Genomic DNA, 12,661 nt, shown 5'->3' with positions numbered 1-12,661 from the left:
ATTAGTCTACAAGCTGTCTTAATTATAGTTACTTTAGTTATAAAAATCACTATGACTTTTGTCACATATTTAATTTATTGATACCTAATTGAACTCATGATCACACCCACAAATTCAACATAAAATCTACTACTTTTTCTATGTCATCAACATCATTTTGTTCACATATATGATGAATTCCCATATACTCCATCATAACCAAAGTTATAATAGTACTCATAAATTGATATGCTACCATTTCAAAATCCAACTTTTTCATTTCACCTTTTTCAGCTCTTTTTTTGAAAAAGTCTGCTAATATGTTAAGCTGTTTCTTAAAAATTTCTGAAAGGAAATCAACATCATCATCTTCTAATAAATCTTTTTCACGAAAAATAATAGATGCAAATTCATCATCTTTTCTATAATTTTCTTTAAAATTATTACCTAAATAAATCATTACTTCTCTCAATGTCATTTCATCTTTTATTCCTTTTAGTGTTTCACATAAATGCTTGTCTAAAGTTTCATTTCCTTCCTTAAACAGACTTTTTAAGATTTGCATTTTACCATTAGGAAAATAGTGATAAATTAGTCCATCGGCCATTCCTATACTTTTAGTAATAGATCGAACAGATGTACTACAATAACCATTTTGTGCAAACAATTTTTTAGATGTTTTAAGCAATTGTTGTTTTCTTTCAATAGCTTGCAATTCTCTACTGGTCATTTTTTTTCTACTACTCATACTCTCCTCCATTTTATTCATCGAGCGTTCAATAAAGTTATTGTAATCCTAAATATTACTATCGTCAACATATTTTTACTTTATTCTTTACACTTAAATACAAGGAAAAAAAATCCTTTAAGTCCAATGTAATCCACAAAATAAAGCACTTAAAAGAATACTAAAATTATAAGCATCATATATGTTAATTTAATGTTCAATTAATGTTTAAAGTTTGTTAACATTGCTATATTAAATTTTTATTTAATGTAACAATATAAAAAAGTCAGTTAAAATAATCATTAAAACTATCCTAACTGACTTTAGTAATTTTTTTAATTTATAATTTAGGAATTTGTAACATAATTATCATAACAGAGTATTTATAAAATGAGCTCACTATTATGTTCTAAGCGTAGCTTTAATTCTACTATGTTTTATTAATAAATCTATGGCATCTATTGGATTATTTACTATAATATCAGCTTCAAATGCAGCTTTAGCAAAACATCCTTCTCTTCCTATAACTGCAACAGACATAACACTATTTTTAAACATTTCTACATCATTTCTTCCATTACCAATTGCAGCAGTTATGCTGCAGCCAAGTTTGTCAACTATTTTCTTTTTATCTTGTGATGCGTTCTCCTTATTAAAGACCTGTACCTTCACAGGCAAATTTTTACATTGTTCAATTACAGTGCCGTAAGTATCTGATGTAACGATAAAAATATTAATTTCTTTATTTTTTAATTCTTTTATCTTTTCTTTTACTTCATTAAGCAAAATACCATCTTCAGCAATAGTACCATTAAAATCAAACACAACATTTTCTATTTCAATGCTTTTATATCCAGGTATATTAACCATTATCATATATACCATCTCCCTTTTATTTTAATAATAATAAAATATGATTGATAATACAAATATATATTAAAATAGCAAGTTAAATAAAAATTCAACTTGCTACCTCAATATATTTATATCGTTATATATCATAATTACATTATTTCACTAAGAAATTTGTTCAAATTGCATATTATACAATGAAGCATACATTCCATCTTTATTAAGTAACTGTTCATGAGTTCCTGACTCTTCTATTCCATCCTCTGTAAGAACTAATATTTCATCTGCATTTTTTATAGTACTTAATCTATGCGCTATAACTATGGTAGTTCTATTTTTAGAAAGTTCATCTAAAGATCTTTGTATAAAATATTCACTCTCATTATCAAGTGCAGAAGTTGCTTCGTCTAATATGAGTATAGGTGGATTCTTTAAAAAAGCTCTTGCTATGGATATTCTCTGTTTTTGTCCTCCTGATAGTTTTACTCCTCTTTCTCCAACATAGGTATCATATCCATCCTCTAAATTCATTATAAAATCATGAGCATTAGCCCTCTTAGCTGCTTCAACTATTTCTTCAAAAGAAGCCTCTGGTTTTCCATAAGCTATGTTTTCCTTTATAGATCCTGCAAACATATATACATCCTGCTGAACTATGCCTATAACTTTTCTCAATGATTTTAGCTTTATATTTTTTATGTTTATACCATCTATATTTATGCTACCTTGAGCAGCTTCATAAAACCTAGGTATAAGGCTGCAAAATGTAGTTTTCCCACCTCCAGAAGGACCTACCAACGCTATATTTTTACCTGCTTTTATATTTACATTTATATTATTTAAAATATTGTTGCCATCATTATATCCAAAAGATACATTTTTAAATTCTATTTGTCCCTTTGGATTTTTAAGTTCAATAGCCTTAGGCTCATCCTGTATATCTGGTTCAGTGTTCATAACTTCTAAAAATCTCTCAAATCCTGTAATTCCCCTTTGAAATTGTTCAGTAAAATTTACAAGTTTATCTATAGGATTTAAAAATACATTTATATATAGTATATAAACAACTAAGTCAGAAACATTTAGCCCACCATTACTTATAAATATTCCTCCTAATAATATTACAGTTAAGTATAATATTCCTTGAAAGAATCCATTTCCACTAAAAAACTTTCCCATTATAAAATAGCTTGTCTCTTTAGTTTGTAAAAATTCCATATTTCCTTTTTGAAATTTTGATTTTTCAACACCTTCATTTGAAAAAGACTTTACTACTCTTATACCTGAAAGGCTGTCCTGAATTTGAGCATTTACACTTGCAATTTTTTCCCTATTCTTTTTGAATATATATTTCATTCTTTTGTTATAAAAATATGAAAAATAAATCATTACTAAAGTTATAAAGAACAATATTATAGTTATTTTAGCATTAATACTTAAAAGAACTATAAAAGATCCAAGTATTTTCAACATGGATATAAATATATCCTCTGGTCCATGATGTGCTAATTCTGATATATCAAATAAATCTGTAATAATTCTTGACATTAGTTTTCCTGTATTTGTATTGTCATAATATGAAAAGGAAAGCTTTTGCAAATGATTAAATATATCACTTCTCATATTTGCTTCCATTTTAGCTCCCATTATATGTCCCCAGGAAGTTATATAATATTGACAAAAATATCTTATTACATAAGTTAAAAATAATCCTAATCCTATAAGCATTACATAATGAAGTAATTTTGCTTTGTCTACTAAAGTATAAACATCATTTAAAAGATATCTTACTACAAGTGGAAATGCTAAATCTATAGCTGATAAAACAAGCGCACAAAACATGTCCATAAAGAACATGCCTTTATAAGGCTTATAATAATCAATAAATTTTTTTAGTATATTCATATTTACCTCCTTTTGTAACAATTAATAATTTTAAATTATTATTTGCTTTAAATCAATATAAAAATATAGTATATTTCTACATTTATTACTGTGAAACATTTTTAATTAAAATTTTAGTTATTCTTTTTCCATTACATTTACTTATTATAAAATCATAATTTTCATAGGTAATTTTATTTCCAACTTGTGGTGGTAATTCAACCTTTGAATACAACCACCCTCCAATAGTATCAATGTTTTCTGTTATCATAGGAATATTCAAAATATCTTCAATATCTTCTAAAATAACTTTACCATCTACAATATAACTTCCATCATTAAGTAATTGAATTTCCTCTAATCCTTCATCAAATTCATCCTGAATTTCTCCAACAATTTCTTCTAAAATATCCTCAATAGTTACTAATCCCGAAGTACCACCATATTCATCAATTATTATCGCCATATGCTCTTTTTCTTTCTTAAATTTTTTAAATAGTACGCTAATAGATGTAGATTCAGGTACAGATAATATATTTCGTGTGATTTTTTCTATGCTTTGCTCATTTCCTTCAATTTTTTGTTTATACAAATCTTTTATATGTATAAATCCTATAACTTCGTCCTTACTGTTTTCACAAACAGGATATCTAGTTAGCTGTTCCTTCATAGTCATTTCTAAAATTTCATCAAAAGAATCTTCTTTAAAAATACAAATCATATCAGTTCTTGGAATCATTATATCCTTTACAGTTTTTTCAGAAAAATCAAAAATATTATCCACAAAGGTCAGTTCTGTTTTATCTATTAGTCCATGTTTATAGCTTTCTTCTGCTAACAGTTTAATTTCTTCATCAGTATGCGCCACTTCATGTTCTTCAGTAAGAGAAACATTAAATATACTTAATATAGCATTAGTACTATGATTAAATAGCCATATTATAGGATAAGTTATTTTTAAAAAAAGTATAAGTGGTGCCGCAGTAAATAATGCTATTTTTTCAGTGTTTATAATTGCTAAGGATTTAGGTGCAAGTTCCCCAAGTACAATATGGAATGCTGTTATTATGGTAAAACCTATTATAAAAGATATTGAATGTATGGCAACCTCTGATAAATTAAACAACTTGAAAAGTGGCATAATCATTTTAGCTATTGAAGGTTCTCCTATCCAGCCTAAACCTAATGATGCTAAGGTTATTCCCAATTGGCATGCTGACAAATAGGAATTTAAATTATTAACAACATTTTTAGCATACTTAGCACCTGTATTTCCTTGTGCTAATAAAGTTTCTATTCTTGATTTTCTAACCTTAACCATAGCAAATTCTGCTGCTACAAAAAAACCATTCATAAAAACAAGAAAAAATATAATAAAAACATTAAGTAACATTATCATGTACTAACTTCCCCTTTCTCTGTTTCAATTAATAAGTAAGAGTATTATATCACAAACTTTGCATATATAAATATATTTGTATATATCTCTGTTTTTTAATTATTCTACAATATCAAATAAAGAATTCAGCATTAAAATACAACCACAACTTTATAAAAATTCATTACATTTCTAATATAAGTCTTTCATAAATTTTAACTTTTTAAACAATTTATTAAGTATTTAAATCAAGTTTAATTGCTAACAATACTCAATGTTATCTAGTATATTTCTAAATATATTTTTATAACATAAAATATACATTGGCAATAAGGCAACTTCACAGTATAATGTAATCAATAAGTTAGGAAATTCTAAATTTACATAGAAAGGGGATGCTAAAAATTAACAGTTTAAATTATTTTAATAATAGAGAGGATTGTAAAAAATTCTTAGATGGCTTTGATTTTAAATACTTTATACCTTATTTTCACGATTGGATTGATTATAATAGGTATACCGTTAAGCTTAATAAAGAATGTACAGACGTTATATATTGTGCTTTAGATTCTATAAAAGATGAATTAGTTAAAGATTCTTTTCCTTTTTTTGATGTTGAAAGGCTCAAAATAAAAAACAAGGAAGGAATATTAGTAAATACTTTTCCACTTGCTCAAGAAGGAGAGTCACTAAGAAGATATGTAAAAGGTAAAAAATATTTATAATCATAGGTTTTAATATCAATCCTATTTGTTAAATTTTAAAATTTTTTATAAAAAGGAGCGGCAAAAACTACTTTTCAATAGCTTTCGACGCTCCTAAATATGGTAATTAAACTATTTAGATTGCATAATTTTTCTATATATAACTTATTACAATTTTGTTAAAATATACACCAAATACTCCACACATTAATCATCATCTCTTAAAACATTTAAATTTTTTCCTTCCATAACCTTGTTCATATTTCTAACAGCACACATTTTTCCGCACATAGTACATGTATGCTCATCTTCTGGTTTTGATTCTTCCCTATATCTTCTTGCCTTTTCTGGATCTATAGATAAATCAAATATTTTTTCCCAATTAAGCTCTCTTCTAGCCTTGCTCATAGCATTATCCCAGTCTCTTGCACCTTTTATTCCCTTGGCAATATCTCCTGCGTGAGCTGCAATTTTAGTGGCTATAATTCCTTCTTTCATATCTTCCAAGTTTGGAAGTCTTAAATGTTCTGCTGGAGTTACATAACATAGGAAATCTGCTCCTGAAGATGCAGCTATTGCTCCTCCTATAGCTGATGTAATATGATCATAACCTGGAGCTATATCTGTAACTAAAGGTCCTAGCACATAAAATGGTGCATTATGACACAATTTCTTTTCTAACTGCATATTTGCTTTTATTTCGTCTAAACTCATATGTCCTGGTCCTTCTATCATAACTTGTACATTTCTCTTCCAAGCTCTTTTTGCAAGTTCTCCTAAAGTCATAAGTTCCTTAATCTGTGAAGCATCTGTAGAATCTTTTATAGCACCTGGTCTGCAAGCATCTCCTAAGCTTATAGTTACATCGTATTTTTCACATATATCCAAAACTTTATCAAAATACTCGTAAAAAGGATTTTCTTTTCCGTTTAGTTCCATCCATGCATATATCAAGGCTCCTCCCCTAGATACTATGTTCATAAGCCTTTCATTTCTCTTAAAAACTGCTGCAGTTTCTCTATTTATACCTGCATGAATAGTCATAAAATCCACACCATTTTGCGCATGTTTTTCAATTACACCTAAAAGTTCTTCTTCAGTTATATCTTTTAATTCTTTGTCATAAAATCCTACTGCATCATACATAGGCACTGTACCTATCATAGCAGGTGACATTTCTACTAATTTAGTTCTGAATTCTTCAGTTTTTCCAAAGCAACTTAAATCCATTATGGCTTCTGCTTTCATTTTTAAAGCTACCTTAACTTTTTCCAATTCATCATCTACGCAATTACAATCCTTTGAAATTCCCAAATTTACATTTATTTTAGTTTTAAGTCCTTGTCCCACACCTTCTGGATCTAATGCATTATGATTTTTATTAGCTGGTATTACAACTGCACCCTGCGCAACTAATTCCATTAATTGCGATGTTTCCATGTTTTCTTTAGCAGCTACTCTCTCCATCTCTTTTGTAATTATGCCTTTCTTAGCAGCATCCATTTGTGTTGTGTAATTCATTTAAAACATCTCCCTTAACATATTTTTCAAAAATTATGTTAAATAAAAAAGGAGGAGATTCTACATCTCCCTCATATTCATCTTTATATAAATAAAAAAATGCAACCTCATAAAGTTGCATTTTAAAACCATATAAAGCTCTTCCCTACGCTGGAATTATCCAGATCAGGTATGAGGGTCAGAACTAACAGTTCTATCTCAGCCTATAACATAGGCCCCCCTAGATTATTTAATTTTTCATGTAAATTATATCATATATGTTTAATTCTTTCAATATTTAAACTTTATTAAATTCACACAATCAAATTCGGCCTAATTATTTTATTTTTATATATTTTTTTAATCTAATAGAGTAATATTTAAATACTTTAAAATGAATTTTTGTAAATTTAATCATTCTTAATTTTTTCTCTTATCTATTGAATTTTAAAGGATTACATTATAAAATGAATTATGACAAATTTTTTACACAAAAATAAAATTTATGAGGAATGTATATATGAAAGATTTTATAATCATTACAGATTCTTGCTGTGATTTACCAATAAGCTATATCAATAATTTAAAAATACCTTATGTCAGTCTGACTTGCAATTGTAAAGGTAAGGAAGTGCTAGATGATTTTGGTAAGAGTTATCCTTTTAAGGACTTTTATGAAGATATGAGAAAAGGTGAAATACCTAAAACTTCTCAACCCAGCAGCCATGCTTTTTATAACTCTTTTAAAGAAATTTTAGAACTTGGAAAGGATATACTTTATATTGGAGTTTCCAGCGGCTTAAGTGGAACTACTAATGGTGCACATATAGCCAAGCATATGTTGGAAGAAGAATATCCTGATTCGAATATTCATATAATTGATATTTTAACAGCTTCTTTAGGACAAGGTATCATGGTCTTACAAGCTTATGAAATGCAGAAATCAGGTAAAACTTTAAAGGAAATTATGGATTATTTAGAAAACGTTAAACAGCAGTTAAATACTTATATTATTGTAGATGATATTAATCATTTAAAAAGAGGTGGGAGAATATCTGCAACTTCTGCTTTTGTAGGTATGCTATTAAATATAAAACCGTTCTTAACTATAAGCAATATAGGTAAAGTTTTACCTATAGGAAAAATTAGAGGTAGAAAAAAAGCCTTATCTACTCTTTTTGAAAAATTTATTGAAAGAATAGAAAACCCTGAAGATCAAATTATAGCAATTTCTCATGGCGATTGCATAGAAGATGCTTTAGCTCTAAAAAAACTTATATTAAACAAGTTTAAGATTAAGGATGTAATTATAAATTATGTTGGGCCTGTCGTTGGTGCTTATGGAGGTCCAGGTGCTCTGGCTTTATTCTTTTTAGGTAAAAAAAGAGAAATCCATGCAAACTAAAATATTAAAATAAAGTACAGGTACTAAAACTTACCTGTACTTTATTTTTTAACTTTTTATGTAACAAATGATTAATATTATGCATCAAACATCAATTTTCCTAAATAACCATAAATCAACCATAGATGTATTATCAGACTTCTGTTAAAATTAGAAACAAATTGTGCCGAATCTCTAAAATGAGTACGGGGGATTAATTATCTTGGGGTGAATCTTCTATAATAAGAAGTAGGGTGACTCTCAACCCGAACCCGTCAACTAACCTCGGAGGCAAAATGGAGGGATAATTTTTATGATTAATTTTAAAAAAATCAGAAACTTAGTATCAATTGCATCTTTATCTTTAATGATATGTACTCCAGTACAAGCTGCTAGTTATACTGTAACATCTGGAGATTCTCTTTATACTATAGGAAAACTTTTTAATACAACCTATACGTCTATCATGAAAGATAATAATCTTACAAACACAGCAATATATCCAGGAAAAACACTTACTGTTCCTGGGTGCATTTACACTGTAAAAAGTGGGGATAGTTTATATCTACTATCACAAAGATATGGTGTGTCCATTTCTAATTTAAGACAAGCTAATAATAAATGGGACAACTATTTAAATATTGGTGATAAGCTTACTTTACCTGGAATAACTTCATTAAATATAACAGCAACTTCTGCTGCAGCAGTTTCTAATACAACTGCCTCTTATACAGCAAGTGACTTAGATATTCTTTCTAGACTCATAATGGCTGAAGCCCAAGGTGAATCTTACAATGCTAAGGTAGCTGTAGGTGCTGTAGTGTTAAATAGAGTTAAAGATCCTCGTTTTCCAAAAACTATATCTTCTGTAATATACGAAAAATCTGGTGGATATTATCAATTTACTCCAGTTGTAAATGGATGGATTGATAGGTCTGCATCAGCAGAATGTGTACAAGCTGCTAAGGATGCTCTTAATGGCATTGATCCATCTAAGGGAGCTTTCTACTATTTTGATGATAGTAGCAGTAATCAATGGCTTTGGTCCAAACCATTAGCTGCTAAAATAGGTAAATTGGTATTTGTATATTAAAGTTAAATATGATAAAACACTATTGGTTTATTAGATTTTAATAAACCAATAGTATTTATTTTTAATTATAAAAATTTAATATAGTATATTAAAATTTAGTATATCTTAATATTATACTTTTTTTCTAATAGTAACCTCTCTTTATAATCCTAATTTCATCACTTTACATCCCTTGCTTACTTTCATTATATTAATAAATCAATAAGTTGACACAGAAATTTTTAATTCATTTTTATTTAAAAATTGCAAAATTTCATTTAATTTTCTATATGATCTGTTTAAAATATCATTTACATTTCTTTAATTTAATTATATCATGTAAATGTAATCGTTTTATAGAAAATATATTAAATTAAAAATTATTAGAAAATTTATAATAACAAATACTTAAAATTGAAAAGAGGTATTTTTAATGGACTTAAGTTCAATAGATTTTATGGATTTACACAATCATACTCTTTGGTCAGATGGAATTCATTCTCCAGAAAAAATAATTGAAAATGCTATAGAACATAACTTAACTGCAATAGGTATATCTGATCACTTTCAAACTGATAAATGTAATTCTGTACTTATAGAAAACTTAGAAAGCTACATAGAAAACTTAGAAGGTTTAAAATTAAAATATAAGAACAATATAAAAATATATTCTGGAATTGAAATATGTATGAATAGGGACTTATGCGATTTAAATAATTTACCCTATGATCTATTTAATAAATTAGATTATGTTCTTTTAGAATATATAGATTACTTTAAAAATAGTGTAAAACTTAGTGAACTAGATAAATACACAAAACATTTAAAATGCAATATTGGTTTGGCACACACTGATTTGCTTCGCTTATATAAAAATTATGGATTGAATTTTTTAATAAGCAAATTAAAAGAAAATAATCTATTCTGGGAACTAAATGTAAATGAAGGTTATGAGTATTTTGATGAGATAGTAAAATCCATAGATACTTGGAAAACTAAACGATTATTTAAACATTTGAAAAAAAATGATATAAAAATATCTGTTGGTTCAGATACCCATTGCCTTGATTATTATGATATAAGAAAGCTTAAAATAGGAAACATGTTATCCAAACATAAGTCTATTAAAATTTTAAAATATGATTGTTCTATTTCAAGAGCTATGGGATTTGGTAATAGTATAACAGGTCCTTATGGTATATAAATTTCTTCAATATTCTTATTAATTTTTCTCAGACTTTAAAGTTTAGAAGTTTTTCTAAGCTTTTTTTGTCATCTTTTTTTCAAATGCAAAATATGCTATTATTAGCGTACTTATAAAAAAATACAATATCAAATCAAACACAAATTAATATTTTAATTCTTCAAAATTGTTCAGCAAATGAATGCTTGCGTTTATTAAATTATTACTATATAAATTAAAACAGAAATTTACTAATACTTGACTATGGAATGTTGTAAAAATTATAGTATTATATATTTATTTCTTTAATATTTCTCTAAATTGGCTATTTTTATCGTTATATCATATATTTTTTGATTTTAAAACTACGCCAAACACTGGAAAATGTGATATGATATTATATAATATGAAATTCTTATATCCATTAATTTTTAGTTGCTCAATTCAGAAATTAATTAAGCTATTACATTTTAGTACATTTGGTATTTGTGATGGGGGGGAAATATCTTGAAAAAAGATATTATTAAAACATGGACAAGGAACTAGAAAGATTAATGAACGACTATGGCGATGATGTACTAAGAATTGCTTATATGTACCTTAAGGACAAGTATTTAGCTGAAGATGTTTTTCAAGAAGTATTTATAAAAGTCTATAAGAATTTTTACAAATTTGAAAAGAGAAGTAGTGAAAAAACATGGATTATGACTATTACCATGAATGCTTGCAAGGATATATTAAGAAATTCATGGTTTAAGAGGGTATTTGCATTTGACTATACTGACAACCCTTCAATAGCTGACAATTATGTAGATGCTAATATAGACAATAAGGTTATTAACTCAATTCAATATGAAAAATTATTAAATGAAGTTATGAATTTACCTCATAAATATAAAGAGCCTATACTACTTTATTATTACGAGGAATTATCTACTACGGATATAAGTAAAATTTTAAATGTACCAGAAGCAACGATTCGCAGTCGGCTTTTTCGTGCTAGAAAAATGTTAAAATTTAATATAGATGGGAAGATTGAATATGAAGGATAATATGGAATATTTTAAAGAGGCATCAAATTTGCTCCTTAAAGACATTTATGCTACTGAAAAATTAAAAAAAATGACTTTAGAAAAATGTAAAAGTCAAAAAAAGAATAGGATAAAACCTATACTTGCTATGGTAGCTTCTGCAGCTTTTTTAATAATCGGATTTACATATAATTATTTCTTTAATAATTCAACTATACCTCGTAATTACGTAGATAATAATGCTCAACAGTATAAAAACTCTAATGATAGTGGAAAAATTAAAGAAAGCTCAACAACAAAAAGTAATAATGACTTAGCTAAATCTGTAAATGATTCTTCAAAAAATAAAGGCGAATCTGGTACATCTGCTAATAATAAACCAGATGATAAGGCAACTAAAAGCAATACTAATACTACCAATTCAGTAGATAGCATTACTGGTTCCAAGGATTCAAGTGGTACTTCTACATCTGGAAGTTCAACACAAAACTCTTTGGCACCAAGTGAAAATTTTAGTGGTAAAGAATCCTATAAGGGACTTCAAGGTATAGCTTCACCACAGAAAAATTTAGATATGGCAACTGCTGAAAAATATTTTGAAAGTAAGATCATAACTCCATCTTATATTCCAGATGGTTTTAATCTTACAGATATATCAATTCCAGATGCAAAATTAAAATGTATTAAATTAAAATATAGCTCAGATTCTTCATATTTTGAAATATATGAGAGTAAAAATTTATCCAATTTAGACGGATCTAAAACTGTATATATAAATAGTAACAAAGCTTATATTAATTATATGAAGGACAGTAAGTCTGCCACTACACAAATAGTATGGATAAACAATAATGTACAATATTATTTGTCCAGTACTTTGCCAGAGGATTCGTTGATAAATATAGCTAAATCTATTAATTAAAAAAAATATAAAAATTTTTGAAACATTTTATATTATGGTTACGTC

11 protein-coding genes and 2 riboswitches are annotated in these 12,661 nt (G+C 27.1%); of the genes, 6 read left to right on the top strand and 5 right to left on the bottom strand.

Annotated features, from left to right (window positions below; genetic code table 11):
• Window positions 1–100: 100 nt before the first annotated feature.
• From Ccar_RS01175 to Ccar_RS01160, 4 genes are all read right to left on the bottom strand, one after another.
• The gene (locus Ccar_RS01175; RefSeq protein WP_007060178.1) at window positions 101–727 is read right to left on the bottom strand and encodes a TetR/AcrR family transcriptional regulator; all 627 of its coding nucleotides are present in this window, start codon (window positions 725–727) and stop codon (window positions 101–103) included.
• Between the two features lie 381 nt (window positions 728–1,108).
• Window positions 1,109–1,582: an HAD family hydrolase gene (locus Ccar_RS01170; protein WP_007060179.1), complete on the bottom strand. Its 474-nt coding sequence runs from the start codon at window positions 1,580–1,582 to the stop codon at window positions 1,109–1,111.
• 141 nt (window positions 1,583–1,723) lie between these two features.
• Window positions 1,724–3,463 carry an ABC transporter ATP-binding protein gene (locus Ccar_RS01165; RefSeq protein ID WP_007060180.1) on the bottom strand — a complete coding sequence of 580 codons (1,740 nt, stop codon included), beginning with the start codon at window positions 3,461–3,463 and terminating at the stop codon, window positions 1,724–1,726.
• An 85-nt stretch (window positions 3,464–3,548) separates the two neighbouring features.
• The gene (locus Ccar_RS01160; protein WP_048029821.1) at window positions 3,549–4,841 is read right to left on the bottom strand and encodes a hemolysin family protein; all 1,293 of its coding nucleotides are present in this window, start codon (window positions 4,839–4,841) and stop codon (window positions 3,549–3,551) included.
• Between the two features lie 374 nt (window positions 4,842–5,215).
• Here Ccar_RS01160 and Ccar_RS01155 point away from each other — a divergent pair, with 374 nt between their 5' ends.
• A complete protein-coding gene (locus Ccar_RS01155) occupies window positions 5,216–5,545 on the top strand; it encodes a hypothetical protein (RefSeq protein WP_007060183.1) in 330 nt (109 codons plus the stop codon).
• 186 nt (window positions 5,546–5,731) lie between these two features.
• Here Ccar_RS01155 and thiC read toward each other — a convergent pair whose 3' ends face one another.
• The gene (gene thiC / locus Ccar_RS01150; protein WP_007060184.1) at window positions 5,732–7,045 is read right to left on the bottom strand and encodes a phosphomethylpyrimidine synthase ThiC; all 1,314 of its coding nucleotides are present in this window, start codon (window positions 7,043–7,045) and stop codon (window positions 5,732–5,734) included.
• Window positions 7,046–7,170: 125 nt separating this feature from the next.
• Window positions 7,171–7,277, bottom strand: a riboswitch (TPP riboswitch).
• 267 nt (window positions 7,278–7,544) lie between these two features.
• On the opposite strand from thiC, the gene Ccar_RS01145 reads away from it, so the two are divergent.
• The 5 genes from Ccar_RS01145 (at window position 7,545) to Ccar_RS01125 (ending at window position 12,616) form a co-directional block, all read left to right on the top strand.
• Complete coding sequence (locus Ccar_RS01145) at window positions 7,545–8,429, top strand: DegV family protein (protein WP_007064490.1); 885 nt, start codon at window positions 7,545–7,547, stop codon at window positions 8,427–8,429.
• Window positions 8,430–8,583: 154 nt separating this feature from the next.
• Window positions 8,584–8,717: riboswitch (cyclic di-AMP (ydaO/yuaA leader) on the top strand.
• 4 nt (window positions 8,718–8,721) lie between these two features.
• Entirely contained in the window at window positions 8,722–9,501 is a 780-nt protein-coding gene (locus Ccar_RS01140; protein ID WP_007060186.1) for a cell wall hydrolase, read from the top strand.
• 412 nt (window positions 9,502–9,913) lie between these two features.
• A complete protein-coding gene (locus tag Ccar_RS01135) occupies window positions 9,914–10,684 on the top strand; it encodes a CpsB/CapC family capsule biosynthesis tyrosine phosphatase (RefSeq protein WP_007060187.1) in 771 nt (256 codons plus the stop codon).
• A gap of 509 nt (window positions 10,685–11,193) precedes the next feature.
• On the top strand, window positions 11,194–11,715 hold the full coding sequence (locus Ccar_RS01130) for a sigma-70 family RNA polymerase sigma factor (RefSeq protein ID WP_007064264.1): 522 nt from the start codon (window positions 11,194–11,196) through the stop codon (window positions 11,713–11,715).
• Complete coding sequence (locus Ccar_RS01125; RefSeq protein WP_007064491.1) at window positions 11,705–12,616, top strand: DUF4367 domain-containing protein; 912 nt, start codon at window positions 11,705–11,707, stop codon at window positions 12,614–12,616. The genes Ccar_RS01130 and Ccar_RS01125 overlap by 11 nt, the downstream gene beginning before the upstream one ends.
• Window positions 12,617–12,661 lie beyond the last annotated feature (45 nt).

It is taken from the genome of Clostridium carboxidivorans P7 (assembly GCF_001038625.1).
In the GTDB taxonomy this organism is placed as follows: Bacteria; Bacillota; Clostridia; order Clostridiales; family Clostridiaceae; genus Clostridium_AM; species Clostridium_AM carboxidivorans.
This window is presented reverse-complemented; position numbering and strand designations above follow the sequence as displayed.

Bases quoted from the DNA above. Each gene is read 5' to 3' on its own strand.
- Ccar_RS01175 (WP_007060178.1), bottom strand. From the start codon at position 727: ATGAGTAGTAGAAAAAAAATGACCAGTAGAGAATTGCAAGCTATTGAA.
- Ccar_RS01170 (WP_007060179.1), bottom strand. From the start codon at position 1,582: ATGATAATGGTTAATATACCTGGATATAAAAGCATTGAAATAGAAAAT.
- Ccar_RS01165 (WP_007060180.1), bottom strand. From the start codon at position 3,463: ATGAATATACTAAAAAAATTTATTGATTATTATAAGCCTTATAAAGGC.
- Ccar_RS01160 (WP_048029821.1), bottom strand. From the start codon at position 4,841: ATGATAATGTTACTTAATGTTTTTATTATATTTTTTCTTGTTTTTATG.
- Ccar_RS01155 (WP_007060183.1), top strand. From the start codon at position 5,216: ATGCTAAAAATTAACAGTTTAAATTATTTTAATAATAGAGAGGATTGT.
- thiC (WP_007060184.1), bottom strand. From the start codon at position 7,045: ATGAATTACACAACACAAATGGATGCTGCTAAGAAAGGCATAATTACA.
- Ccar_RS01145 (WP_007064490.1), top strand. From the start codon at position 7,545: ATGAAAGATTTTATAATCATTACAGATTCTTGCTGTGATTTACCAATA.
- Ccar_RS01140 (WP_007060186.1), top strand. From the start codon at position 8,722: ATGATTAATTTTAAAAAAATCAGAAACTTAGTATCAATTGCATCTTTA.
- Ccar_RS01135 (WP_007060187.1), top strand. From the start codon at position 9,914: ATGGACTTAAGTTCAATAGATTTTATGGATTTACACAATCATACTCTT.
- Ccar_RS01130 (WP_007064264.1), top strand. From the start codon at position 11,194: ATGGACAAGGAACTAGAAAGATTAATGAACGACTATGGCGATGATGTA.
- Ccar_RS01125 (WP_007064491.1), top strand. From the start codon at position 11,705: ATGAAGGATAATATGGAATATTTTAAAGAGGCATCAAATTTGCTCCTT.